A 25,191-nucleotide genomic window follows, 5' to 3' on the forward strand; every position below is an offset into this window, starting at 1 on the left:
GTTAGTTTGGTTGATAGCGCCGGCCAGACGGCCGGCGTTAAGGTTCCCTGGTGTTGGCTAAAGCCTTAGAAACCAAGTGATTGTGCGTTGTCTTTGGTGACTTCGAGGATCTTGTTAAAGCGGATCACTTTCTTCTCCGTGTCGATATCGGCTTTCCCTAAACCATCGATACTCAGGTCGGCGTTAACTTCTTTGCCCTGCAACAGCTGATCGGCAACCGTTACCAGCGCGTAGCCCGCGTCTTTTGGATCCCACAGCAGCGCTTTTTTGATATCACCGCGCATCAGGTAAGGTGCAGCCTGTGCTGGCATTGCGATCCCGACAACGGCGATTTTATCTTTGGCGCGTTTTTTCTGCACAGCCTGACCCGCACCGATTGGACCCAGCGAGCCGAAACCGATAATGCCTTTCATCTGCGGATAAGTTTTCATGAGGTCCAGCGTCGTGGCGTAGGATTTATCGATGCTTTCCGCAACCGGCAGACGTGAAGTGACCTCAAACATTTCCGGATATTTTTCTTTCTGGTACTTAATTGCATAATCCGCCCACGCGTTATGCAGCGGCACCGTCAGTGAACCGACATAGATGGCGTAACCCCCTTTGCCGCCCATATTTTTTGCTAACTCATCGACGTTGGCCTGCGCGTATTTTTCACTATCGATGGTTTCGATATCCCATTGGCCAATTTGCTCATCCGGGGATTCGTGCGTCAGAACGACAATGCCTTTATCGCGCGCTTTTTTCAGTACTGGCTCAAGGACCTTGGCGTCATTCGGTACCACGATGATGGCATTGACGTTTTTGGCGATCAGATCCTCAATCACTTTGACCTGCTGTGCCGGATCCGGCGTGGAAGGCCCGGTCTGGTAAGCATTCACATCCAGTTTTTTTGCTGCTTCATTAACACCGGTTTCCATCCGGTTGAACCACGGAATCCCGGTGACTTTGGCAACCACAGCAATTTCATATTTTTCCGCCGCAAAGGACGTGCCGGACAACATGCATGCAGAAACCAGGGTTGCACTGAGTAATGCGAGTTTGAATTTCATAGTTGTACCTTTCGTAGGGGGCAGGACATGTCACGGCGTGAAGTTAACAACGAATGGAAGAGGGAATGAATCAGAAGTTTGGTGAATGTGATCTATGCCCATTATTGTAATTTTATGGGAAATAAACGGTTAAATATTGGTTAAATTTGCACGGAAATACACTCAGGGATTTAAATTCAGTGTTAATAAAACATTAAAATGAAACCATAAATTAACAAATTGTTATCATTTTACTTAAGTTGTGGCGACGAAAAGGTATTTGGGAGGATGTTGCTGAAGAAGAAATTGTTGAAATTGAGAACTGAATCGATACCGGAAAAGGAGGCTCAACATTTTTTCGTTCAATGGTATCCTCAGCACACTTTCGCCAAACACGGCATCATTATTTGTGGCGGTGTAGATTTTTCTCGTGGAGAACTCATGCAAGGCGTTAAACGTATCATTATGACGTTGTTTCTCGCGATCCTGTCCTTTGGCGCAGGTGCGCATCCCCACAGCTTTATCCATTTGAAAACCGAGATAGTGAGCGAGAATGAGCAGTTCGTCGCGCTAAAAATGCGCTGGACGATGGATGAAATCACCTCGGCAGATCTGCTTTACGATGCGGGAAATGCCAAACCTGGTGATGAGATCTGGAAAAAACTGGCGGCAGAAGTGATGGCCAACGTCCTCGGGCAGCACTATTTCACCGAAGTGTGGCACGACGGGAAAAAGGTAAAGTTCAAAAACAGGCCGACGGAATATGGCATGGAGCGTGAAGAACATCAGGCAGTGCTGACGTTCGTGTTGCCGCTGGCGGAAGCTCAGCCGCTGAGCGGTCAAAAATATACCATTTCAACCTTCGACCCCACCTACTACGTTGATATGAGCTATGACAAAGACAGCGATGCCTGGCTGGCGCAGGCCATAAGTCAGCAATGCCGTATTTCAGTACATACGCCGACGCCGAATGAACAAATGCTGAGCTTTGCGCAGTCGCTGGATAAAGAAGACGCACCGCCGGAGGATATGGAATTGGGTAAACAGTTTGCACAGACGGTGACGCTGCAATGTCCGTAGTTTATCAACAACGCGCCGCCAGACGCCGCTGGCTCACGCTATGGCCGCTGGCGGTGTTTTTACTGCTGGCTGCAGTCGGCATACTGTGGCTATGGCAGGCCTGGCCGCAGGTGATGATGAAAAGTGTCGTCTGGCAGCGCGACGTTAACCAGCAGATGAGCGGTTTGCTGAAAGCCGTTGCCGCCAATCCGGCCCAGGCCGGGGGATCGCTGCTGCTGTTTAGTTTTCTCTATGGTGTGCTGCATGCGTTGGGACCAGGACATGGAAAAGTCGTCATTACCACCTGGCTGGCAACGCATCCCTCGAAGCTGAGGTCGAGTATTGGCCTGACGCTGGCCTCATCTTTATTACAGGGACTGGTCGCCATCGGGCTGGTGGTTGTGGTGCTCACCATTTTGCAGTTGCCTGCACGACAGCTACATATGAGTAGTTTCTGGCTGGAGAAAGGGAGTTATGCGCTGGTTGGCGTGTTGGGCGTTTTATTGTGCGTCCGTGCGCTGAAGAAATTGCGCCAGTTGCTGCGTCGCCCGAAATTTACCGCCTTCACGCCGCACCATGTGCATCACGAGGGCTGTGGCTGTGGGCATCAGCATTTGCCTGATCCTGAACAGTTGCAAAGCGGTGATGACTGGCGCGCCCGGCTGATGATCGTTTTGTCTATGGGAATGCGGCCATGCTCCGGGGCAATTATGGTTTTACTGTTTAGCAAAGTGGTTGGCGTTTTTAGCTGGGGCATGGCGTCGGCGCTGGCGATGGCGGCAGGAACCTCTTTGACGATTACGTCACTGGCTTTGCTGGTACACAGTTTCCGCTCGCTGGCGGTGAGACTTAGCGGACATAAAGCGCCGGTGCTGTGGCGACAGATTGGCTGGACGACGCTGGCATTAGCCGGTGGTGCGGTGCTGATTGCTGCTGCGGTAGTGATGTGGGTGAGCGCGGTGCCGGTGGGGCGAGGGATTAGACCGTTTTAATCAAAGCCGGATGGCGCTACGCCTTATCCGGCCTGTATCAACACGTGGCCCGGTAAGCATGACACCACCGGGCTGTACTGAATTAACGCTTCAGCGCGTCGCTCAGTTCGTCACGCATGTTAGCCAGCATGGCTTTCACTACGCGCGGATTACCTGCAACGATGTTGCCAGTCGCCATGTAGTTATGACCGCCGGTGAAGTCGCAAACCAGTGCGCCTGCTTCACGAGCAATCAGCTCACCTGCGGCGAAATCCCATGGTTTCAGACCGATTTCGAAGTAACCGTCAACGCGTGCAGCGGCAACGTAAGCCAGATCCAGCGCAGCAGAACCTGTGCGGCGGAAGTCAGCGCACTCGGTAAACATCTTGCCAAGAATTTTCATGTAAGACGTGGCGTGCTGTTTCGCTTTGAACGGGAAACCGGTGGCGATGATGGTGCCGTCCAGATCGCGTGCGGTGCTGCCACGCAGACGGTAGCCGTTCAGCTGTGCGCCCTGGCCGCGGGTTGCGGTGAACAGTTCGTTACGCATTGGATCGTAAACAACGGCGACTTCAGTACGGCCTTTAATGCGTACTGCGATGGAAACCGCGAAGTGCGGCAGACGTTTTACGAAGTTGGTGGTGCCATCCAGTGGATCGATAACCCATTGAACATCCTGATCTTCACCAACATGCTCACCGCTTTCTTCGGTGATGATGGTGTGCTGTGGGTAAGATTTGCGAATTGTTTCGATAATAATCGCTTCGGCGGCTTTATCGACGTTAGTCACGAAATCATTGCTGCCTTTCTGGCTGGTTTCTACAGAGTCTGGCGTTTCGTAGTGTTTGGCAATTACATTACCCGCCTTGCGCGCTGCGCGCACGGCGATGGTCAGCATCGGATGCATCGGTCTCTCTCACTGGATGTTAAAGAACGGGAAAACGGCGCAGAGTATAGCAGCGAGTTCGGAATATGTCTTCGTTTTATGATAATATGCCCGAATAATCTTTAGCCGAAGAAATACAATGCTGCAAAATATTCGAATCGTGCTGGTGGAAACCTCTCACACTGGCAACATGGGCTCTGTGGCCCGCGCAATGAAAACCATGGGTTTAACTAATCTGTGGCTGGTAAATCCACTGGTTAAACCGGACTCCCAGGCCATCGCCCTGGCGGCAGGTGCCAGCGATGTGATCGGCAGCGCGCAGATCGTCGATACTCTCGATGAAGCGCTGGCGGGTTGCAGCCTGGTGGTGGGTACCAGCGCGCGCTCCCGTACGCTGCCGTGGCCAATGCTGGATCCGCGTGAATGCGGTTTAAAAAGCGTCTCTGAAGCAACGAACTCGCCGGTGGCGCTGGTGTTTGGACGTGAACGCGTTGGCCTGACCAACGAAGAGCTGCAGAAGTGCCATTATCACGTCGCCATTGCCGCGAACCCAGAATACAGCTCGCTCAACCTGGCGATGGCGGTGCAGGTCATCTCTTATGAAGTTCGCATGGCCTGGCTGGCAACGCAGGAAAGCGACAAGACCGCAGAATACGAAGAAGCTGAGTATCCGCTGGTCGATGATTTAGAGCGTTTTTACGGTCATCTGGAACAAACGCTACTGTCGACCGGGTTTATCCGCGAAGGACATCCGGGGCAGGTGATGAACAAGCTGCGCCGTCTGTTCACTCGTGCGCGTCCTGAGAGCCAGGAGCTGAACATTTTGCGCGGAATTTTAGCTTCTATAGAGCAGCAGAATAAAGGCAAGTAAGCGTCTTGATGCCGGATGGCTGCACGATTTCCAGGCCGGATTAGCGAAGCGCCATCCGGTAAATGAAAATGGCACTGAAGGTTAAATACCTGACTAAATTAGTCAAGTAAATAGTTGACTGATTTAGTCGGGAATGTCAGACTTGCCCCTGCTATGCAATACCCCCATTTTACAATAAAAAACCCCGGGCAGGGGCGAGTTTGAGGCTAAGTAAGACATGAGACTGACATCAAAAGGGCGTTATGCCGTGACCGCAATGTTGGACGTTGCGCTCAACTCCGAAACGGGCCCGGTACCGTTGGCTGATATTTCTGAACGTCAGGGAATTTCCCTGTCATATCTGGAGCAGCTGTTTTCCCGTTTGCGTAAAAACGGTCTGGTTTCCAGCGTACGTGGACCAGGCGGCGGGTATCTGCTGGGTAAAGATGCCGGCAGCATCGCAGTAGGTGAAGTGATTAGCGCTGTTGACGAGTCTGTAGACGCGACCCGTTGCCAGGGCAAAGGCGGTTGTCAGGGCGGCGATAAATGCCTGACCCACGCGCTGTGGCGCGATCTGAGCGATCGTCTGACCGGTTTCCTCAACAACATTACGTTGGGCGAACTGGTGAATAATCAGGAAGTCCTGGATGTGTCTGGTCGCCAGCACACACATGACGCTCCACGCAGCACCCGCACGCAAGACGCTATCGACGTCAAACTGCGTGCCTAATAAAAATTACGCAATATCTTCTGGTTGCATCAAGGCCGCCAGAAAGATGAAGCGTAAAAAGTATTTCAGAATCAGGCCGGGGTGCCAGACGCCCCGTTAACTCGGTCGTACATCCAGCCGGTTGCCTGATTCCTTGCATTGAAGCGATGTACGGAGTTTATAGAGCAATGAAATTACCGATCTATCTCGACTACTCCGCAACCACGCCGGTGGACCCGCGTGTTGCCGAGAAAATGATGCAGTGTCTGACCCTGGACGGAAACTTTGGTAACCCAGCTTCCCGTTCACACCGTTTCGGCTGGCAAGCTGAAGAGGCGGTAGATATCGCCCGCAATCAGATCGCTGATCTGGTCGGTGCCGATCCGCGTGAAATCGTCTTTACTTCCGGTGCGACGGAATCCGATAACCTGGCGATTAAAGGTGCAGCCAACTTTTATCAGAAAAAAGGCAAGCACATCATCACCAGCAAAACCGAACACAAAGCCGTGCTGGACACCTGCCGTCAGCTGGAGCGCGAAGGGTTTGAAGTGACCTACCTCGCCCCGCAGCGTAACGGCATTATCGACCTGAAAGAACTTGAAGCGGCAATGCGTGACGACACCATTCTGGTCTCCATCATGCACGTTAACAACGAAATCGGCGTGGTACAGGATATCGCAACCATCGGCGAAATGTGCCGTGCCCGCGGTATCATCTATCACGTTGATGCGACTCAGAGCGTGGGCAAACTGCCTATCGATCTGAGCCAACTTAAAGTTGATCTGATGTCCTTCTCTGGCCACAAAATTTATGGCCCGAAAGGTATCGGCGCGCTGTACGTTCGTCGTAAACCGCGTATTCGTATTGAAGCGCAGATGCACGGCGGCGGTCACGAGCGCGGTATGCGTTCCGGTACGCTGCCTGTGCACCAAATCGTTGGGATGGGTGAAGCTTACCGTATCGCCAAAGAAGAGATGGAAACCGAGATGGCGCGCCTGCGCACTCTGCGTAACCGTCTGTGGAACGGCGTGAAAGATATGGAAGAGGTGTACCTCAATGGTGACCTCGAGCAGGGCGCGCCGAACATTCTCAACGTCAGCTTCAACTTTGTTGAAGGCGAGTCGCTGATTATGGCGCTGAAAGACCTGGCTGTATCCTCCGGTTCTGCATGTACCTCTGCAAGCCTGGAGCCATCCTACGTGCTGCGCGCGCTGGGGATGACCGACGAGCTGGCACACAGCTCAATTCGTTTCTCTTTAGGTCGTTTTACTACCGAAGAAGAGATTGACTACGCCATCAATCTGGTTCGCAACTCCATCGGCCGCCTGCGCGACCTTTCCCCGCTGTGGGAAATGTTCAAACAGGGCGTGGATTTGAACAGTATTGAATGGTCACATCACTAATCGGTACCGATAAGGAGAATTCATCATGGCTTATAGCGAAAAAGTAATCGATCATTACGAGAATCCACGTAACGTGGGCTCTTTTGACAACAGCGACGAGAACGTGGGCAGCGGCATGGTGGGTGCACCGGCCTGTGGCGACGTGATGAAGTTGCAGATCAAAGTCAACAATGAGGGTATCATTGAAGACGCGCGTTTCAAGACTTACGGCTGCGGTTCCGCTATTGCCTCCAGCTCTCTGGTTACCGAATGGGTAAAAGGGAAATCTCTGGACGAAGCACAGGCGATCAAAAATACCGATATCGCCGACGAGCTTGAACTGCCACCAGTGAAAATTCACTGCTCTATTCTGGCTGAAGACGCGATTAAAGCCGCGATTGCGGATTACAAAAGCAAACGTGAAGCAAAATAATTAAGAGTTGAGGTTTTATTATGTCGATTACCTTAAGCGACAGTGCAGCAGCGCGTGTAAATACCTTCCTGGCAAACCGCGGTAAAGGGTTTGGTCTGCGTCTGGGCGTGAGAACCTCCGGCTGCTCAGGTATGGCTTATGTACTGGAATTTGTTGACGAGCCGGCGGCTGAAGATACCGTGTTTGAAGACAAAGGCGTAAAAGTCGTGATCGACGGTAAGAGCCTGCAATTCCTCGACGGTACGCAGTTAGACTTCGTCAAAGAAGGTCTGAACGAAGGGTTTAAGTTCACTAACCCGAACGTGAAAGACGAATGTGGATGCGGCGAAAGCTTCCACGTGTAACGCGCTTACTGATAACCCCACCGTGGTCGCCTGCGCGTGGGGTTTGTTTTACCTGACTCTCTGGTTTTGCCTCATCGAACAACAGAGAATCGATGCCCTGAGAATGTTATGGACTACTTCACCCTCTTTGGCTTACCGGCCCGTTATCAGCTCGATACTCAGGCGCTGAGCCTACGTTTTCAGGATCTGCAACGTCAGTATCATCCTGATAAATTCGCCAGCGGTTCTCAGGCGGAACAACTTGCTGCGGTTTCGCAGTCCGCCACTATCAACCAGGCCTGGCAAACGCTGCGTCATCCTTTGATGCGCGCCGAATACTTGTTGTCTTTACACGGCTTTGATATCCGCAGCGAGCAGCACACGGTGCGCGATACCGCGTTTCTGATGGAACAGCTGGAGCTGCGCGAAGAGCTGGACGAGATTGAACAGGCAAAAGACAATCAACGGCTGGATGCGTTTATGCAACGCGTCAGCGAAATGTACAACGTTCGCCATCAACTGATGGTGGAACAGCTGGATAGCGAGACGTGGGACGCAGCGGCAGATACCGTGCGTAAGCTGCGTTTTCTCGATAAACTGCGAAGCAGTGCAGAACAACTCGAAGAAAAACTGCTCGATTTTTAATTTCCGGAAGCGAAAATGGCCTTATTACAAATTAGTGAGCCTGGTCTGAGCGCCGCGCCGCACCAGCGTCGTCTGGCGGTCGGTATCGATTTAGGCACCACCAACTCCCTGGTTGCGACCGTACGCAGCGGCCAGGCCGAAACGCTGGCAGATCATGAAGGTCGCCACCTGTTGCCGTCAGTGGTTCACTATCAGCAACAGGGCTACTCGGTCGGTTACGATGCCCGCGCCAATGCAGCGCAGGATACGGCAAACACCGTCAGCTCGGTAAAACGCATGATGGGCCGCTCTCTGGCGGATATCCAGGCGCGTTACCCACATCTGCCTTATTCATTCCAGGCGAGCGAAAACGGCCTGCCGATGATTGAAACCGCTGCCGGTTTGCTTAATCCGGTGCGCGTATCCGCTGACATTCTGAAAGCGCTGGCCGCGCGGGCAACCGAATCGTTGTCCGGCGAACTGGATGGCGTAGTGATCACCGTTCCGGCTTACTTTGACGATGCACAGCGTCAGGGGACGAAAGACGCCGCGCGTCTGGCGGGCCTGCACGTATTGCGTCTGCTGAACGAACCGACCGCTGCGGCGATCGCTTATGGCCTGGATTCCGGTCAGGAAGGCGTGATCGCGGTCTATGACCTTGGCGGCGGTACTTTTGATATTTCTATTCTGCGCCTGAGTCGCGGCGTGTTCGAAGTGTTGGCGACCGGTGGTGATTCCGCGCTGGGCGGCGACGATTTTGACCATCTGCTGGCCGACTATATTCGCGAGCAGGCGGGCGTTGCCGATCGCAGCGATAACCGCGTACAGCGCGAGCTGCTGGATGCCGCGATTGCAGCGAAAATCGCACTCAGCGACGCCGATTCTGTGACGGTTAACGTGGCGGGATGGCAGGGTGAAATCACCCGTGAAACCTTTAATGAACTCATTTCCGCACTGGTTAAACGTACGCTGCTGGCCTGCCGCCGTGCGCTGAAAGATGCGGGCGTTGAGCCGCAGGATGTGCTGGAAGTGGTAATGGTCGGTGGTTCAACGCGCGTGCCGCTGGTACGTGAACGCGTCGGTGAATTCTTTGGCCGTACGCCGCTGACCTCTATCGACCCGGACAAAGTGGTCGCTATCGGTGCGGCAATCCAGGCGGATATTCTGGTCGGGAATAAACCGGACAGCGAAATGCTGCTGCTGGACGTTATCCCGCTGTCTCTGGGACTGGAAACCATGGGCGGTCTGGTGGAGAAAGTGATCCCGCGTAACACCACTATCCCGGTGGCGCGCGCGCAGGACTTCACCACGTTTAAAGATGGCCAAACCGCGATGTCCATTCACGTGATGCAAGGCGAGCGTGAGTTGGTGCAGGACTGTCGTTCACTGGCGCGTTTTGCGCTGCGCGGTATCCCGGCGTTGCCGGCAGGCGGCGCGCATATCCGCGTGACCTTCCAGGTCGATGCTGATGGGCTGCTGAGCGTCACCGCTATGGAGAAATCCACCGGCGTTGAGTCCTCGATTCAGGTCAAACCGTCCTACGGTCTGACCGACAGTGAAATCGCCTCCATGATTCAGGATTCGATGAGTTTTGCCGAGCAGGACGTTAAAGCTCGTATGCTGGCAGAACAGAAAGTCGAAGCGGCACGCGTACTGGAGAGTTTATCCGGTGCGCTGAACGCTGATGCCGCGCTGTTAAGCGCCGCAGAACGTCAGGCTATCGACACCGCCGCCGCGCACTTGAGCGAGGTAGCACAGGGTGACGATGTTGACGCGATAGAACAAGCCATTAAAAACTTAGACAAACAAACCCAGGAATTCGCCGCTCGCCGTATGGACAAATCCGTCCGTAGCGCGTTGAAAGGCCATTCCGTGGACGAGGTTTAATATGCCAAAGATTGTTATTTTGCCTCATCAGGATCTCTGTCCCGATGGCGCAGTTCTGGAAGCTGAGACCGGCGAAACCATTCTCGACGTTGCCCTGCGTAACGGTATCGAGATTGAACACGCCTGTGAAAAATCCTGTGCCTGCACGACCTGCCACTGCATCGTACGTGAAGGTTTTGATTCTTTGCCGGAAAGCACAGAAGAAGAAGACGACATGCTGGATAAAGCCTGGGGACTGGAGCCGGAGAGCCGTTTAAGCTGTCAGGCACGGGTAACCGAGGACGATTTAGTGGTCGAAATCCCACGTTACACAATCAATCATGCACGTGAGCATTAACAGAGGGTAGTATGGGACTGAAGTGGACCGATAGCCGCGAAATCGGCGAGGCGCTGTACGACGCGTTCCCCGATCTCGATCCCAAGACCGTTCGTTTCACCGATCTGCATCAATGGATCTGTGACCTGGAAGAGTTCGATGATGATCCACAGGCATCGAACGAAAAAATCCTTGAGGCCATTTTACTGGTCTGGCTGGACGAAGCCGAATAAGTCAACGGGCTGCCCACGGGTGGCCCGTTTTCCTGTATGCGCGAAATAAGGATAAATAAAATGACAGAAGCCATGAAAATTACGCTTTCCACGCAACCCGCTGACGCTCGCTGGGGTGAAAAGGCGACATACAGCATTAATAATGACGGTATTACCCTGCACCTGAACGGAAAAGATGATCTCAGCCTTATCCAGCGCGCCGCGCGTAAAATTGACGGCCTGGGTATTAAACATGTCCAACTGGATGGTGAAGGCTGGGATACCGAACGTAGCTGGGCGTTCTGGCAGGGTTACAAAGGACCAAAAGGCACCCGCAAAGTTGAGTGGGCCGCTCTGGACGAGGCGCAGCGCAAAGAGCTGGATAACCGTCTGAAGATTATTGACTGGGTGCGCGATACCATTAACGCACCTGCAGAAGAGCTGGGCCCGGAACAGCTGGCGCAACGCGCGGTAGACCTGCTGTGCGGCGTGGCCTGCGACAACGTCTCGTACCGTATCACCAAAGGTGAAGATCTGCGCGAGCAGAACTACATGGGGCTGCATACCGTAGGTCGAGGCTCTGAACGTCCGCCGGTGCTGCTGGCGCTCGATTACAACCCGACTGGCGACAAAGAAGCTCCAGTTTATGCCTGCCTGGTTGGCAAGGGAATTACCTTTGACTCCGGCGGATACAGCATCAAGCAAAGCGCATTTATGGACTCAATGAAGTCCGATATGGGCGGTGCGGCAACGGTCACCGGCGCGCTGGCGTTTGCCATCACCCGTGGCCTGAACAAGCGTGTGAAGCTGTATCTGTGCTGCGCGGATAACCTGATCAGCGGCAACGCCTTTAAGCTTGGCGATATCATTCACTATCGCAACGGTAAAAAAGTTGAAGTGATGAATACCGATGCTGAAGGGCGTCTGGTACTGGCCGATGGCCTGATCGATGCCAGCGCGCAAAAACCTGAATTGATCATTGATGCTGCCACGCTGACCGGCGCGGCGAAAACCGCACTGGGCAACGATTACCACGCGCTGTTTAGCTTTGATGACCAACTGGCCGCGCGTTTGTTGGCAAGTGCGGCGCAAGAAAACGAGCCGTTCTGGCGTTTGCCATTGGCAGAGTTCCACCGTAGTCAACTGCCGTCAAATTTTGCTGAGCTGAATAATACCGGCAGTGCGGCCTACCCAGCGGGTGCAAGCACTGCGGCGGGCTTCCTGTCCCATTTCGTGGAAAATTACCAGCAAGGCTGGCTGCACATCGATTGCTCTGCAACCTATCGCAAAGCGCCGGTTGAGCAGTGGTCTGCGGGCGCAACTGGTCTGGGTGTGCGCACCATCGCGAATCTGCTGACCGCATAATTCATGACTGTATTGCCGGATGGCGCTAAGCTTATCCGGCTTACATGTATTCATCCAATTTGTGATACTTATGTCCGAAACAAAAAATGAATTAGAAACGTTGCTGGAGCAAGCAGCGACAGAGCCTGCGCATCGTCCGGCATTTTTCCGTACATTACTGGAATCCACCGTCTGGGTGCCGGGTACTGCCGCAGAAGGCGAGGCGGTGGTTGAAGACAGCGCCCTCGACCTTCAACACTGGGAAAAAGAAGACGGCACGACCGTGATCCCGTTCTTCACCTCCCTGGAAGCCCTGCAACAGGCGGTTGAAGATGAGCAAGCATTTGTCGTTATGCCGGTGCGTACGCTATTTGAAATGACGCTTGGCGAAACGCTCTTTCTCAACGCTAAACTGCCGACCGGCAAAGAGTTTATGCCGCGTGAAATCAGCCTGCTGATGGGGGAAGAGAGTAATCCGCTAAGCACCCAGGAAGTACTGGAAGGTGGTGAATCGCTGATCCTTTCTGAAGTCGCCGAACCTCCGGCGCAGATGATTGACTCACTGACCACGCTGTTTAAAACCATTAAGCCGGTAAAACGCGCATTTCTCTGCTCAATCAAAGAAAGTGCGGAAGCCCAGCCGAATCTGCTGATTGGTATTGAAGCTGAAGGTGATATTGAAGAGATCATCCATGCTGCGGGTAGCGTCGCGACCGATACGTTGCCGGGTGATGAACCCATTGATATCTGCCAGGTGAAGAAAGGTGAGAAGGGCGTGAGTCACTTTATCACTGAGCACATCGCACCGTTCTACGAACGCCGCTGGGGCGGTTTCCTGCGCGACTTCAAACAGAACCGGATTATCTGAGGCATTCGGGGTGAGCGCTCACCCCGTTGCTTCCAGCAGCAACAAATCCATGAGTAGCACCAGATTCGATTCAAAAGAGGTCACTCCGGCGGCCTCAGCGGCAAAGTGTACCGCTTCGTCATATAGCGCAAAGTGCAAATCCGCCATGCCCGCTAGCGAATTGGCCGACGCACGGGTAAAGGCCACAATCGTCATGCCAACGTTTTGCGCAATCCTGACTTTATCAATAACCTGTTCCGTTTCGCCGCTGCGTGACACCGCGACGAATACCTGATAGCGGGCGGCATTACTGAGAAAGATGTTCCGGCTGTCTCCTGGCCCGGAAATAAAAGCGGTCTTACCGAGAACCTGCAATTTTTTGGTCAGATACTCCGCAAACAGATAGGAAAATCCGGCGCCATACAGAAAGAAACTCTCCTTTTGCCGTAATAAATCAACAAAATGGCGACGTTTTTCCTGGGTATTCCATTGAAAAGTAAGCTGATAGTTGGCAATGAAACGGCTAAGCATCGCCGGTAACTCGCCGCTCTCCGCGACCTGCGCTGCGATGTGCGGCGTATCGGAGAGCAACTGTTTGCAGTGCCATATAAACTCGCTGAAACCGCTGAAGCCCAGTTTCTGACACAACCGCATAATGGTGGCCGTGGAAACAAAAGTCGCCTGGGCCAGCTCACGTACCGTGATGTTACCTACCAGCAGCGGATGCTGTGTCAGGTGCGCCAGCACACGGTACTCTGCGCGGGTAAGCGGTTCTCCGCGCGTCAGCAGAGAGGCAAGCCGGTTGTCCATGATCAGGCCGGTTTCACTTGCCGGGCAGGAAGGGAGAAATATGGGATAGTCATTGGGCCTCCGTTTTCATCAATTCGCGGAATTGTCGGTGTTTTCATCCACACCGACAAGTCTTCCGCACCAGACTTTAGCGCAATTCCCCCTCCTGCCAGGCTTTTTTCAGCGCTGGCCAGTAGTCCCGGTTAGCCTCGATCATCTCATCAAGGAGGGTTTTGGCATGTACCATGGTTGGCACCGTCCGGTTCAGCGTGAAAGCCTGTAGCGCCTTCTCGTAGCTGCCTTCAATGGCGGCCTCAACCAGCAGTTGCTCTGAGGCCAGCTGTTGCATCAGCAGCGTCTGGTGAAACAACGGTACTGCCCCCATGCGAACCGGTTCCGCTCCCTGTGAAGTGATGTACGCAGGTACTTCGACCATCGCGTCATAGGGCAGATTGGCAATCGCACCTTTGTTTTCAACAATCACCAGGTGACGCTGGCGTAAATCAAAAGCCAGGCTACAGGCGACATCAACGATAAACGCGCCGTGAACTCCGACGTGAAACGCATCGGGCAAAATCCCCGTGCTCTGGTATTCCTGAGCCGCGGCGAATAATTTCTTCTCACGCCCCTCCATCACTTCGTTGGCCCGGGTGTGGTCTGGATCCTGATGGGCCACGATCTGTTCCGACATCAGGTAATACTGTAAATACGGATTCGGCAGATATTCCGGGAAGTTGTCCATGATCGGCTTGATGTTACGCCATGTTTTGACCCATGAAGGATCGGCATGCTGCGGATCCGTTTGTGCGGCATCTTCTGTCAGCAGGCCGAATTTAGCGATATGCCGCCGTAACGCCGGGAGCTGGTCTTCGCCATCAACCCGCACGCGGGTAAACCAGCCAAAGTGGTTAAGGCCGAAGTAGTCCACCTCCAGCTTATGACGGTCAACGCCCAGAATCGCACCCATGTTACGCATTGCAGCGACCGGCATATCACAAATGTTGAGAACCCGCGCGTTCGGGCGTAAGCGACGTACCCCCTCTGCCACAATCGCCGCCGGATTGGCGTAATTGACAATCCACGCCGCTTTATCGGCAAAACGTTCGACCAGATCGATTAGTTCCACCATCGGCAGAATGGTGCGTAGCCCGTAGGCTAAACCACCGGGGCCGCAGGTCTCCTGGCCGACGACGCCGTGTTTTAACGGGATTTTTTCGTCCAGCTCGCGCATTTTGTACTGGCCTACGCGCATCTGCGAGAAAATAAAATGCGCCCCGCGAAAGGCCGTTTGCGCATCGCGGGTTACGGTAAATTTAATTGACTGGCTGTGATCGCGGATCACTTTTTCAACCACCGGTGCAATGGTGCTTTGACGTGCTTAGTCAATGTCATACAGACGAATTTCAGCCAGCGGAAAATCGGCAAGACGCACCATCAGACTTTTGACAATCCCGGGCGTATAAGTGCTTCCACCGCCAGCAATGGATAAAATAAAAGGGGGGTAAACATGATTGGCTCCTTCAGAGAAACGCCTCTACGGCTTCTCGCATTTTCTTAACGTGCAGTCCGTAGACCACCTGAACGTTATTACCTTGTTTAATGACGCCTTTCGCGCCGGTCGCTTTGAGCTGCGGCTCGTTGATGATGGCGATATCTTTCACGGTGACGCGCAGACGGGTGTAACAGTTATCAACCACTTCAATATTGGCGCGACCGCCCAGCCCGGCAATAATGGCTTCGCCAGAATCATCGCGGCCTTTTGCCTGATAATCTTTTTTGCTGTACAAACGTGTCTCCCGCGCGTCCTCCTCACGACCTGGCGTTTTCATATCGAAATAGCGGATAAGAAAGCGAAAGATGACGAAGTAGAGAACGAACATCATCATCCCGACCGCGATGTACATCGGCCAGTTAGCCTTTTCGACGCCCAGCGGCAGGTTGTAGAGAATGAAGTCAATGACGCCGTTGGCGCCGATGGCGTGAACATCCAGCAGAGAAAACAGCATCATGCCGATGCCGGTCAGCACCGCGTGTACCACAAACAGCAGCGGAGCGACAAACAGGAAGGAAAACTCAATGGGCTCGGTGACGCCGACCAGTAATGAGGTCAGCGCGGCGGGGAGCAGAATGGCCTTCGCGGCAGCCCTGCGTTGTGGCGTGGCCGTCATATACATAGCCAGCGCGGCGGCAGGCAGGCCAAACATTTTACTGATGCCGCGAGCGTCCCACACCACCGTATTGCTGAGCTGTGCCACTGTCGGACAGGCCATCTCGGCGAAATAGATGTTGCGCGCTCCCTGATACACATTACCGCAAACCTCGGCAGTGCCGCCCAGTTCGGTATACAGAAACGGCGTGTAAACCAGGTGGTGTAGTCCGGTCGGCACCAGAATGCGTTCAAGAAAACCGTAAATAGCGACGCCGTAAGGTCCAGCGTCTTTAATGGTCAACGCCATGGTACTGATGCCATGCTGAGCGAAAGGCCACAGTTCGCTCATCGCTACGCCGAGAAGCATTGAGGTGGGCAGAATAATGATGGCGACGAAACAGTGGCCTGAGTAAATCGCCATCGCACCGCTGAACTGCACGCCGGAATAGCGGTTATAGAGATAACCTGCCACGACGCCCAGCAAAATCCCGGCAAAAACGCCCATCTCCAGCACCTGCACGCCAAGCACCATACTCTGACCCGCACCGCGCATCTGATCCGTCGCAACCAGATCGCCGCGTAGCTGAAGCGTGACGTTCATCGCGTTGATAAAAACAATAAAAGCGACAAGACCTGTCAAGGCCAATGGGAATGCCGACGGCGAAAACCAGCGCCAGATTTGCCAGTACAGATACGGCGGATTTCGCAATTAACTGACCACTGTTTTGTAAAATGGGATGAGCGAGAAAAGGCAAATATTGCGCAAGATTGCCATTGCTAAGGACGTTACCGAAGGCAATGAACAAGCCCACGATCGGGAGAATGAGCACCGGACCATAGAGCGATTTGCCAAAATTTTGTAGGGCATTGACAGCTCTTTTCATCATGTTCTCTCTTATATGAACCGCACATCAGAGTGCGAAAACAGGACAAAGTTAGCAGCGTCAAAGGGGAGAATTCCAGCTATCTGGTTGTTTTAAAAACAAATGACGCATAACGTTACATGTAACGTTATGCGTTGTGAGCGGGGTAACAGCAGGGGGAGGGTTAAGCAGAGGGATTATGGGCGGCCGGTTCTACCGGTAAATCGTTACGCGCGCCCCATTCGCTCCATGCGCCGTCATACAATGCGACGTTAGAAACGCCCAGCGTGGCTAGCGCCAGCACAACCACTGCCGCCGTAACGCCTGAGCCGCAGCTGGCGATAATGGGACGGTCAAAGCTTACGCCGTGGCTGAAGAAAATAGCATCCAGTTCGTCGGTAGTTTTCAGTTCACCGTCACGAACCAGCTCTGTCCACGGTACGTTAAGCGCACCAGGCACATGGCCACGCTTGAGGCCCGGACGCGGCTCGTCAACTTCGGCATTAAAACGCGCAGCCGGTCGGGCATCGACGATCTGCGCCGTTTTTTCATGACTGGCCAGCAGTACGTCGGTAACGCGCACAACCGCTTCAGGCGTAAATGCCACGTTAAATTCACCTTCCGGTAAATCCTCATTTCCTTCTTGGAGCATTAGCTCATCGCGCTGCCAGCCAGCCAGACCGCCCGCCAGAATGGAGACATTCTCGACACCAAATGTCCGCAGCATCCACCATGCGCGTGGTGCGGAAAACAGGTTGCCATCATCGTAGACAACCAGGTGTTTATCCTGATGAACGCCCAATTCGCGCATCGCTACGGCAAAGGCTTCCGGTCGCGGCATCATATGCGGTAGCGGTGACGTATGGTCGGAAAGCGCTTCAATATCAAAAAAGACTGCGCCAGGAATATGGCCCGCGCGATACTCCTCGCCAACATCGCGATCTTCCTGTCCTGGAGGTGCCATCCGGGCATCAAGAATTTGTATTTCCGGGTCGTCAATGTGTTCGGCAAGCCAGTCGGCAGCGACAAAAAAGGCGGTGGTCATAGGCATCTCCATTTTTACCAGGTTTTGGCAAATTGTCGGATGTTTAGTGCAATGCGACAAGTAAAAGAGGCTGATTTGTCAGGCGAATCCACATTAATCACGAAAAAATAGGACAACGTAGAACAGTTACTGGCTTCCACAGCCGAAAATCTGACGCATAATAGTTGTTCTACGTAGCTAACGGGCCACTACGGCCAGGGATGAAAAATGAAACATTTACGCGTAGCGGCCTGTATGCTGATGCTGGCACTGGTTGGGTGCGATAATAATAACGAAAAATCACCGACGGCTGCGAAGCCTGATGTGCCTGCACCGCAGACTGCGCCAGCAAAAGATAAGGCCCAATTACAAAAGCTGATTCAGCAAAGCCAGGGCAAGTCGCTGACGTTGCTTGATGCCTCCGAGGTCCAGCTCGATGGCGCGGCAACGCTCGTTTTAACCTTTTCCATTCCCCTCGATCCGGAACAAGATTTTTCTCGCGTAGTGCACGTTGTTGATAAAAAAAGCGGCAAAGTGGATGGTGCCTGGGAGTTGGCGCCAAATCTAAAAGAGCTACGCTTACGCCATCTCGAACCTAATCGGGAACTGGTGGTTACCATTGAGCGTGATTTGCTGGCGCTGAATAAAGCGACGTTCGCTATCGATTATGAAAAAAACATTACCACCCGCGACGTCCAGCCAAGCGTAGGGTTCGCTAGTCGCGGCTCGCTGCTGCCGGGAAAAGTGATTGAAGGGTTACCGGTGATGGCCCTTAACGTTAATAGCGTGGATGTGAACTTCTTTCGCGTGAAGCCTGAATCGCTCGGTGCGTTTGTCAGCCAGTGGGAATACCGTAATTCGTTGTCAAACTGGGAGTCAGACAATCTGCTGAAAATGGCGGAGCTGGTTTATACCGGACGCTTTGACCTCAATCCTGAGCGTAACACCCGAGAGAAGCTGCTACTGCCACTGAGCGATATCAAGCCGTTGCAGCAAGCAGGCGTTTACATTGCGGTGATGAATCAGGCCGGACACTATAACTACAGCAATGCTGCTACGCTGTTTACGCTCAGTGACATTGGTGTCTCTGCGCACCGTTACCACAATCAACTGGATGTTTTTACGCAGAGTCTGGAAAACGGCGCTGCGCAGCAGGGTATTGAGGTCACGTTACTCAACGAAAAAGGGCAGGCGCTGGCGCAGGCTACCAGCGACGCGCAGGGTCACGTCAAGCTGGAAACCGATAAAGACGCGGCCTTATTGCTGGCCCGCAAAGACGGGCAAACCACGCTGCTGGACCTGAAGCTCCCGGCGTTGGATCTGGCTGAATTTGATATTGCCGGCGCGCCGGGATACAGCAAGCAGTTCTTTATGTTTGGCCCCCGTGACCTCTATCGCCCTGGCGAAACGGTGATCCTCAACGGATTACTGCGAGATAGCGACGGCAAAACGCTGCCTGACCAGCCGGTGAAGCTGGAGGTCGTTAAGCCCGACGGACAGGTGTTACGCTCGGTAGTGAGCCAACCGGAAAACGGTCTGTATCGCTTTAGCTGGCCGCTGGACAGCAGCGCGCCAACCGGCATGTGGCATATTCGTGCCAATACTGGCGACAACCAGTCGCGGATGTGGGATTTCCACGTCGAAGATTTCATGCCTGAGCGGATGGCGCTCAATCTCACCGCCAATAAGATGCCGCTGGCTCCAACTGATGAAGTGAAGTTCTCGGTGGTGGGCTACTACCTGTATGGCGCTCCCGCCAACGGCAATGCTCTGCAAGGGCAGCTTTTCCTGCGCCCGTTGCGGGAAGCGGTGCAGGCATTACCGGGGTTCCAGTTTGGTAATATTGCCGAAGAAAATCTTTCTCGCAGCCTCGATGAGGTTCAGTTGACGCTGGATGACCACGGTCGCGGCGAAGTGACTACCAACAGCCAATGGCAGGAGACGCATTCTCCGTTACAGGTGATTCTGCAAGCCAGCCTGCTGGAGTCGGGTGGCCGTCCGGTGACGCGTCGGGTTGAACAAGCCATCTGGCCTGCGGATACGCTGCCAGGTATTCGTCCGCAGTTTGCGGCGAGAGCCGTATATGACTACCGCACCGATACTACCGTCAATCAGCCTGGCGTTGATGAAAACAGCAATGCCGCTTTTGATATTGTGTATGCCGATGCGCAAGGTGAGAAAAAAGCGGTGTCCGGTTTACAGGTGCGTTTGATTCGTGAACGTCGTGATTATTACTGGAACTGGTCTGAAGGCGAGGGCTGGCAATCGCAGTTCGATCAAAAAGATCTGGTTGAGGGTGAGCAGACCCTGGATCTTAAGGCCGATGAAACCGGTAAAGTCAGCTTCCCTGTCGAGTGGGGTGCCTATCGCCTGGAAGTGAAAGCTCCGAATGATGCGGTGAGCAGCGTGCGCTTCTGGGCTGGTTATAGCTGGCAGGATAACAGCGACGGCAGCGGGGCAGTGCGTCCCGATCGCGTGACCCTGAAACTGGATAAACCCGGCTATCGTCCCGGCGATACCATGAAGCTACACATTGCCGCACCCGCTGCAGGCAAAGGTTACGCGATGGTGGAGTCCAGCGAAGGCCCGCTGTGGTGGCAAGAGATAGACGTACCGACGGATGGTCTTGATATCTCCATCCCGGTCGATAAAACCTGGAATCGCCATGATTTGTATCTCAGCGCGCTGGTGGTTCGTCCTGGCGACAAGTCTCGTTCGGCAACGCCAAAACGGGCAGTCGGCTTACTGCATTTGCCGTTAGGCGATGAAAACCGTCGTCTGGCGCTGGCGCTGGAAAGTCCGGCGAAAATGCGTCCAAATCAGCCGTTGACCGTCAAGATTAAAGCCAGCGTTAAAAATGGCGACGTGCCAAAACAGGTTAACGTGCTGGTCTCAGCCGTTGACAGCGGGGTGTTGAACATTACCGATTACGCCACGCCGGATCCGTGGCAGGCGTTTTTCGGGCAAAAACGCTATGGCGCGGATATTTATGATATTTACGGCCAGGTGATCGAAGGGCAAGGACGTCTGGCGGCGCTGCGCTTTGGTGGTGATGGCGATGAGTTAAAACGCGGCGGCAAGCCACCGGTTAATCACGTCAATATTGTGGCGCAACAGGCGCTGCCGGTGACGCTTAACGAGCAGGGCGAAGGTACGGTGACGTTACCAATTGGTGATTTCAACGGCGAGCTGCGGGTAATGGCGCAAGCCTGGACGGCGGATGACTTTGGCAGTAGCGAAAGCAAAGTGATTGTCGCCGCGCCGGTAATTGCTGAACTGAACATGCCGCGCTTTCTGGCGGGGGGGGATACCTCGCGCCTGACGCTGGACGTGACCAACCTGACTGACAAACCGCAAACGCTGATTATTAATCTCGCGGCCAGCGGTTTACTGGAGCTGATGGGGCAAGATCCCGCCCCGGTGAATCTGGCGCCAGGCGTACGGACTACGCTGTTTATTCCGGTGCGTGCGCGGGAGGGCTTTGGCGATGGCGAAATTCAGGCGCAAATTAGCGGTCTGAATCTACCGGGTGAAACGCTGCCTGTTCAGCATAAACAGTGGAAAATTGGCGTGCGACCGGCGTTCCCGGCGCAAACTGTTAATTACGGCGTCGCACTTCAGCCGGGCGCAACCTGGCAGATTCCGGGCGAAGAACTGACGAATTTCTCTCCTGTGACGATGCAGGGACAACTGCTGTTCAGCGGTAAGCCACCGCTGAATCTGGCGCGCTATATCCGTGAACTGAAAGCTTACCCTTACGGTTGCCTCGAGCAAACGGCGAGCGGGTTGTTCCCATCCTTATACACCAATGCCGCGCAGTTGAAGGCGTTAGGTATCGCGGGCGACAGCGATGAAAAACGCCGTGCGGCAGTAGAGATTGGCATCTCTCGTTTACTGCAAATGCAGCGTGATAACGGCGGTTTTGCGCTGTGGGATAAGAACGGGTCGGAAGAGTACTGGCTGACCGCGTATGTGATGGATTTCCTCGTTCGTGCGAATGAACAAGGCTATAGCGTTCCGGCAGAGGTGATTAACCGGGGTAACGAGCGGCTGCTGCGCTATTTGCAGGATCCGGGCATGATGTCGATTCGCTATACCGACGACGCATCAGCAAGCCGGTTTGCCGTACAGGCCTACGCCGCGCTGGTGCTGGCTCGTCAGCAGAAAGCCCCGCTCGGCGCGCTGCGTGAGATCTGGGAGCGTCGTGCACAGGCGGCTTCCGGTTTACCGCTGATGCAACTGGGGATAGCGCTGAAAAACATGGGCGACGCCAACCGCAGTGAACAAGCGTTGACGCTGGCGTTGAATACGCCACGCCGCGATGCGCAGCAGTGGATGGCGGATTACGGCAGTCAGCTACGTGACAACGCGCTGATGCTGGCATTGTTGGAAGAGAACAAGCTTAAACCTGAAGTGCAGAATACGCTGCTGAACACTTTGTCAGAACAGGCCTTTGGGCAGCGCTGGCTCTCTACTCAGGAAAACAATGCGCTGTTCCTTGCCGCGCGTACGTTACAGGACTTGCCTGGCTCGTGGCAGGCGCAAACGTCACTCTCTGAACAGGCGTTAGCCGGGGAGAAATCACAAACGCGTAATCTGGATGCTGACGCGCTGTCTACGCTGAACGTCACCAATACCGGTAATCTGCCGCTGTGGCTGCGTCTGGATGTGAGTGGTTACCCGCAAACCTCGCCGACGCCTGCCAGCAACGTCCTGCACATTGAGCGTCAGATCCTGGGACTCGACGGGAACAGCAAAGCGCTGGATTCTCTGCGCAGCGGCGAGCTGGTACTGGTCTGGCTGGAGGTGAAAGCCAGCCAGAACGTGCCGGATGCGCTGGTGGTTGACTTACTGCCAGCCGGCCTGGAGCTGGAAAACCAGAATCTGGCCAACGGCAGCGCCAGTCTGCAGGACAGCGGCAGCGAGGTAGCGAATTTGCTCAATCAGATGCAGCAGGCGGATATCCAGCACGTTGAGTTCCGTGACGATCGCTTTGTCGCCGCGGTAGCGGTCAACGAAGGGCAGCCGGTGACGCTGGTCTATCTGGCGCGGGCGGTAACGCCGGGGACCTATCAGGTTCCTGTGCCGCAGGTGGAGTCAATGTATGTTCCGCAGTGGCGCGCGACCGGTGCGACAGAGGGGCTTTTGATTGTCAGACCGTAAATGATGCGCGGGTTGGGGAAACGCGGCTGCTGGCTCTGGCTGGCAGCTGTTGCGCTATTGCTGGTAGCGGTGGTTTGGGCGGCAGATAAAATCTGGCCGCTGCCGCTTCACGAAGTCGATCCGGCACGTGTCGTGGTGGCTTACGATGGTACGCCGCTATGGCGCTTCGCCGACGCGGACGGCATCTGGCGTTATCCGGTGACTATTGATGAGGTGTCCCCCCGTTACCTTGAGGCGTTAATCAACTACGAAGACCGCTGGTTCTGGAAACATCCCGGCGTCAATCCGTTTTCAGTGCTGCGCGCGGCATGGCAGGACCTCTCCTCAGGTCGCGTCGTTTCAGGCGGCAGTACGCTCACCATGCAGGTCGCACGATTACTCGATCCCCACCCGCGAACTTTCGGCGGCAAGTTCCGCCAGCTCTGGCGCGCATTGCAGCTGGAATGGCATCTTTCTAAGCGCGACATCCTGACGCTATATCTTAACCGCGCGCCGTTTGGCGGCACGCTGCAGGGCGTGGGGGCGGCGAGCTGGGCCTACCTTGGTAAATCACCCGCACAGTTGAGTTATTCCGATGCCGCGCTGCTGGCCGTGTTGCCGCAGGCACCGAGCCGTCTGCGCCCGGACCGCTGGCCGGACCGCGCTGAAGCGGCGCGCAATAAAGTGCTTGAGCGCATGGCGACGCAGGGCGTTTGGCCTGCCAGACAGGTGCAGGAGTCACGCGAAGAACCGGTCTGGCTGGCGCCCAGACAAATGCCGCAGCTAGCGCCGTTATTCTCGCGCATGATGCTGGGAAAAAGCCGGAGCGATAAAATCGTGACCACCCTTGACGCCGGATTGCAGCGCCAACTGGAAGAGCTGGCGCAAAACTGGAAGGGCCGCTTACCTGCGCGCAGTTCGCTGGCGATGATTGTGGTCGATCACACTGATATGAGCGTGCGTGGCTGGGTGGGGTCGGTAGATATGAATGACGACTCCCGCTTTGGCCATGTGGATATGGTGAATGCGATCCGCTCGCCGGGCTCGGTGCTGAAGCCGTTTATCTATGGTCTGGCGCTGGATGACGGATTAATTCACCCTGCTTCATTGTTGCAGGATGTGCCGCGTCGAACCGGAGATTATCGACCAGGGAATTTTGACAGTGGTTTTCATGGCCCGGTCAGTATGAGCGAAGCGCTGGTGCGCTCGCTGAATTTACCCGCCGTACAGGTACTTGAAGCCTATGGCCCGAAGCGTTTTGCCGCATCGTTACGTAACGTTGGCTTACCGCTGTATCTGCCCGCAGGTGCCGCACCGAATCTGTCGCTGATTTTGGGCGGGGCAGGGGCCAGACTGGAAGACATGGCGGCGGCGTACAGTGCCTTTGCCCGTCAGGGAAAAGCGGGGAAACTGCGCCTGCAGCCAGACGATCCACTGCTGGAACGTCCGTTGATGTCGATAGGCGCGGCGTGGATTATTCGCCGCATTATGGCTGACGAAGCCCAACCGCTGCCGGATAACGCGCTGAGCAGAGTGGTTCCGCTGGCGTGGAAAACGGGTACCAGTTATGGCTATCGCGATGCGTGGGCGATTGGCGTTAACGCCCGTTATGTGATGGGTATCTGGACCGGCAGACCCGACGGTACGCCGGTGGTGGGCCAGTTTGGTTTTGCCAGCGCCGTGCCGTTGCTCAATCAGGTCAACAATCTTTTGCTCTCTCGCGGGGCAAATCAGCCGGAGGATCCGCGCCCTGAATCCGTTAGCCGCGGCGTAGTGTGCTGGCCGGGCGGGCAGTCACTTGCGCCGGGAGACAGCAACTGTCGACGCCGTCTGGCAACCTGGCTGCTGGAGGGCAGCCAGCCGCCCACGTTGTTATTGCCCGAACAGGAGGGGGTGAGTGGCATTCGTTTCCCCGTCTGGCTGGATGATGAAGGCAAACGTGTGGCGGCGGATTGCCCGCAGGCGCGCGAACAAACGTTAATCGTCTGGCCTTTACCGCTGGAGCCATGGCTGCCGGAGTCAGAGCGCCGTGGGGCGAGATTACCGCCGGTTTCTGCCACGTGTCCGCCGCTGGGGCAGGATGCTTCGCTGCCGTTGCAGTTGACAGGGGTTCGTGATGGCGCGATTGTGAAGCGTTTACCCGGCTCTGCGCTGGCCTCATTGCCGGTACAAACCAGCGGTGGGACTGGCGATCGCTGGTGGTTTCTTAACGGTGAACGGCTGGATGAACGCGGACGCCGTCTTACGCTACGGCTGGCGACCAAAGGGGATTATCAACTGCTGGTGATGGATGACGCCGGACAGGTGGCGACGGTGAGATTTTCGTTGCAGTAGACTACCAGGTGATTTTTGT

At 54.8% G+C, this 25,191-nt stretch carries 19 protein-coding genes and 2 pseudogenes; 15 read left to right on the plus strand and 6 right to left on the minus strand.

Annotated elements, in window-relative coordinates; translation table 11 throughout:
* Positions 1-65: 65 nt before the first annotated feature.
* A complete protein-coding gene (locus HV345_RS06855; protein ID WP_003037665.1) occupies positions 66-1,049 on the minus strand; it encodes an autoinducer 2 ABC transporter substrate-binding protein in 984 nt (327 codons plus the stop codon).
* 420 nt (positions 1,050-1,469) lie between these two features.
* Here HV345_RS06855 and HV345_RS06860 point away from each other — a divergent pair, with 420 nt between their 5' ends.
* Positions 1,470-2,108 (plus strand): DUF1007 family protein, encoded by a 639-nt coding sequence (locus HV345_RS06860; RefSeq protein ID WP_181636420.1) that lies wholly within the window; start codon positions 1,470-1,472, stop codon positions 2,106-2,108.
* Entirely contained in the window at positions 2,099-3,079 is a 981-nt protein-coding gene (locus HV345_RS06865; RefSeq protein WP_016157141.1) for a nickel/cobalt transporter, read from the plus strand. The genes HV345_RS06860 and HV345_RS06865 overlap by 10 nt, the downstream gene beginning before the upstream one ends.
* A gap of 82 nt (positions 3,080-3,161) precedes the next feature.
* On the opposite strand, the gene suhB is transcribed toward HV345_RS06865, so the two are convergent.
* Positions 3,162-3,965, minus strand: a complete 804-nt coding sequence (gene suhB / locus HV345_RS06870) for an inositol-1-monophosphatase (protein WP_016157140.1) — start codon at positions 3,963-3,965, stop codon at positions 3,162-3,164.
* A 118-nt stretch (positions 3,966-4,083) separates the two neighbouring features.
* Between suhB and trmJ the strand changes: the two genes are divergently transcribed.
* The 11 genes from trmJ (at position 4,084) to sseB (ending at position 12,892) form a co-directional block, all read left to right on the plus strand.
* Entirely contained in the window at positions 4,084-4,815 is a 732-nt protein-coding gene (gene trmJ, locus HV345_RS06875; RefSeq protein WP_016157139.1) for a tRNA (cytosine(32)/uridine(32)-2'-O)-methyltransferase TrmJ, read from the plus strand.
* Between the two features lie 217 nt (positions 4,816-5,032).
* The gene (gene iscR / locus HV345_RS06880; RefSeq protein WP_005120405.1) at positions 5,033-5,524 is read left to right on the plus strand and encodes a Fe-S cluster assembly transcriptional regulator IscR; all 492 of its coding nucleotides are present in this window, start codon (positions 5,033-5,035) and stop codon (positions 5,522-5,524) included.
* Positions 5,525-5,691: 167 nt separating this feature from the next.
* Positions 5,692-6,906 (plus strand): cysteine desulfurase, encoded by a 1,215-nt coding sequence (gene iscS, locus HV345_RS06885; RefSeq protein ID WP_016154009.1) that lies wholly within the window; start codon positions 5,692-5,694, stop codon positions 6,904-6,906.
* Between the two features lie 25 nt (positions 6,907-6,931).
* Positions 6,932-7,318, plus strand: a complete 387-nt coding sequence (gene iscU / locus HV345_RS06890) for a Fe-S cluster assembly scaffold IscU (protein ID WP_002913991.1) — start codon at positions 6,932-6,934, stop codon at positions 7,316-7,318.
* 20 nt (positions 7,319-7,338) lie between these two features.
* Positions 7,339-7,662, plus strand: a complete 324-nt coding sequence (gene iscA / locus HV345_RS06895) for an iron-sulfur cluster assembly protein IscA (protein WP_003835203.1) — start codon at positions 7,339-7,341, stop codon at positions 7,660-7,662.
* A 108-nt stretch (positions 7,663-7,770) separates the two neighbouring features.
* Entirely contained in the window at positions 7,771-8,286 is a 516-nt protein-coding gene (gene hscB, locus HV345_RS06900) for a co-chaperone HscB (protein ID WP_016154008.1), read from the plus strand.
* A gap of 15 nt (positions 8,287-8,301) precedes the next feature.
* The gene (gene hscA / locus HV345_RS06905) at positions 8,302-10,152 is read left to right on the plus strand and encodes a Fe-S protein assembly chaperone HscA (RefSeq protein WP_181636421.1); all 1,851 of its coding nucleotides are present in this window, start codon (positions 8,302-8,304) and stop codon (positions 10,150-10,152) included.
* A gap of 1 nt (position 10,153) precedes the next feature.
* Positions 10,154-10,489 (plus strand): ISC system 2Fe-2S type ferredoxin, encoded by a 336-nt coding sequence (gene fdx / locus HV345_RS06910; RefSeq protein ID WP_003037690.1) that lies wholly within the window; start codon positions 10,154-10,156, stop codon positions 10,487-10,489.
* Between the two features lie 11 nt (positions 10,490-10,500).
* A complete protein-coding gene (gene iscX / locus HV345_RS06915; protein WP_003037694.1) occupies positions 10,501-10,701 on the plus strand; it encodes a Fe-S cluster assembly protein IscX in 201 nt (66 codons plus the stop codon).
* A gap of 60 nt (positions 10,702-10,761) precedes the next feature.
* Positions 10,762-12,045 carry an aminopeptidase PepB gene (gene pepB / locus HV345_RS06920; protein ID WP_016157137.1) on the plus strand — a complete coding sequence of 428 codons (1,284 nt, stop codon included), beginning with the start codon at positions 10,762-10,764 and terminating at the stop codon, positions 12,043-12,045.
* A gap of 70 nt (positions 12,046-12,115) precedes the next feature.
* Complete coding sequence (gene sseB / locus HV345_RS06925) at positions 12,116-12,892, plus strand: enhanced serine sensitivity protein SseB (protein WP_181636422.1); 777 nt, start codon at positions 12,116-12,118, stop codon at positions 12,890-12,892.
* A gap of 18 nt (positions 12,893-12,910) precedes the next feature.
* Here the strand turns inward: sseB and HV345_RS06930 are convergent, their stop codons facing one another.
* From HV345_RS06930 to sseA, 4 genes and pseudogenes are all read right to left on the minus strand, one after another.
* Complete coding sequence (locus HV345_RS06930) at positions 12,911-13,681, minus strand: MurR/RpiR family transcriptional regulator (protein ID WP_141875494.1); 771 nt, start codon at positions 13,679-13,681, stop codon at positions 12,911-12,913.
* A gap of 127 nt (positions 13,682-13,808) precedes the next feature.
* Positions 13,809-15,152, minus strand: a pseudogene (locus tag HV345_RS06935) (6-phospho-alpha-glucosidase).
* 28 nt (positions 15,153-15,180) lie between these two features.
* Positions 15,181-16,693, minus strand: a pseudogene (locus HV345_RS06940) (PTS transporter subunit EIIC).
* Between the two features lie 163 nt (positions 16,694-16,856).
* Positions 16,857-17,717, minus strand: coding sequence for a 3-mercaptopyruvate sulfurtransferase (gene sseA / locus HV345_RS06945; protein WP_181221316.1), 861 nt, complete (start codon positions 17,715-17,717; stop codon positions 16,857-16,859).
* Positions 17,718-17,924: 207 nt separating this feature from the next.
* Here sseA and HV345_RS06950 point away from each other — a divergent pair, with 207 nt between their 5' ends.
* Both HV345_RS06950 and pbpC read left to right on the plus strand, forming a co-directional pair.
* Positions 17,925-22,859, plus strand: a complete 4,935-nt coding sequence (locus HV345_RS06950; RefSeq protein ID WP_181636423.1) for an alpha-2-macroglobulin — start codon at positions 17,925-17,927, stop codon at positions 22,857-22,859.
* On the plus strand, positions 22,860-25,172 hold the full coding sequence (gene pbpC / locus HV345_RS06955; RefSeq protein ID WP_181636424.1) for a peptidoglycan glycosyltransferase PbpC: 2,313 nt from the start codon (positions 22,860-22,862) through the stop codon (positions 25,170-25,172).
* The last annotated feature ends 19 nt before the right edge of the window (positions 25,173-25,191 follow it).

This window comes from Citrobacter sp. RHBSTW-00986 (assembly GCF_013783065.1).
Classification (GTDB): Bacteria; Pseudomonadota; Gammaproteobacteria; order Enterobacterales; family Enterobacteriaceae; genus Citrobacter; species Citrobacter braakii.

Coding starts and splice junctions, on each gene's coding strand:
- sseA (WP_181221316.1), bottom strand. CDS start 17,717: ATGACCACCGCCTTTTTTGTCGCTGCCGACTGGCTTGCCGAACACATT.
- sseB (WP_181636422.1), top strand. CDS start 12,116: ATGTCCGAAACAAAAAATGAATTAGAAACGTTGCTGGAGCAAGCAGCG.
- HV345_RS06930 (WP_141875494.1), bottom strand. CDS start 13,681: ATGGACAACCGGCTTGCCTCTCTGCTGACGCGCGGAGAACCGCTTACC.
- suhB (WP_016157140.1), bottom strand. CDS start 3,965: ATGCATCCGATGCTGACCATCGCCGTGCGCGCAGCGCGCAAGGCGGGT.
- trmJ (WP_016157139.1), top strand. CDS start 4,084: ATGCTGCAAAATATTCGAATCGTGCTGGTGGAAACCTCTCACACTGGC.
- HV345_RS06950 (WP_181636423.1), top strand. CDS start 17,925: ATGAAACATTTACGCGTAGCGGCCTGTATGCTGATGCTGGCACTGGTT.
- iscS (WP_016154009.1), top strand. CDS start 5,692: ATGAAATTACCGATCTATCTCGACTACTCCGCAACCACGCCGGTGGAC.
- HV345_RS06865 (WP_016157141.1), top strand. CDS start 2,099: ATGTCCGTAGTTTATCAACAACGCGCCGCCAGACGCCGCTGGCTCACG.
- pbpC (WP_181636424.1), top strand. CDS start 22,860: ATGATGCGCGGGTTGGGGAAACGCGGCTGCTGGCTCTGGCTGGCAGCT.
- fdx (WP_003037690.1), top strand. CDS start 10,154: ATGCCAAAGATTGTTATTTTGCCTCATCAGGATCTCTGTCCCGATGGC.
- hscA (WP_181636421.1), top strand. CDS start 8,302: ATGGCCTTATTACAAATTAGTGAGCCTGGTCTGAGCGCCGCGCCGCAC.
- iscX (WP_003037694.1), top strand. CDS start 10,501: ATGGGACTGAAGTGGACCGATAGCCGCGAAATCGGCGAGGCGCTGTAC.
- HV345_RS06860 (WP_181636420.1), top strand. CDS start 1,470: ATGCAAGGCGTTAAACGTATCATTATGACGTTGTTTCTCGCGATCCTG.
- iscU (WP_002913991.1), top strand. CDS start 6,932: ATGGCTTATAGCGAAAAAGTAATCGATCATTACGAGAATCCACGTAAC.
- iscA (WP_003835203.1), top strand. CDS start 7,339: ATGTCGATTACCTTAAGCGACAGTGCAGCAGCGCGTGTAAATACCTTC.
- iscR (WP_005120405.1), top strand. CDS start 5,033: ATGAGACTGACATCAAAAGGGCGTTATGCCGTGACCGCAATGTTGGAC.
- hscB (WP_016154008.1), top strand. CDS start 7,771: ATGGACTACTTCACCCTCTTTGGCTTACCGGCCCGTTATCAGCTCGAT.
- HV345_RS06855 (WP_003037665.1), bottom strand. CDS start 1,049: ATGAAATTCAAACTCGCATTACTCAGTGCAACCCTGGTTTCTGCATGC.
- pepB (WP_016157137.1), top strand. CDS start 10,762: ATGACAGAAGCCATGAAAATTACGCTTTCCACGCAACCCGCTGACGCT.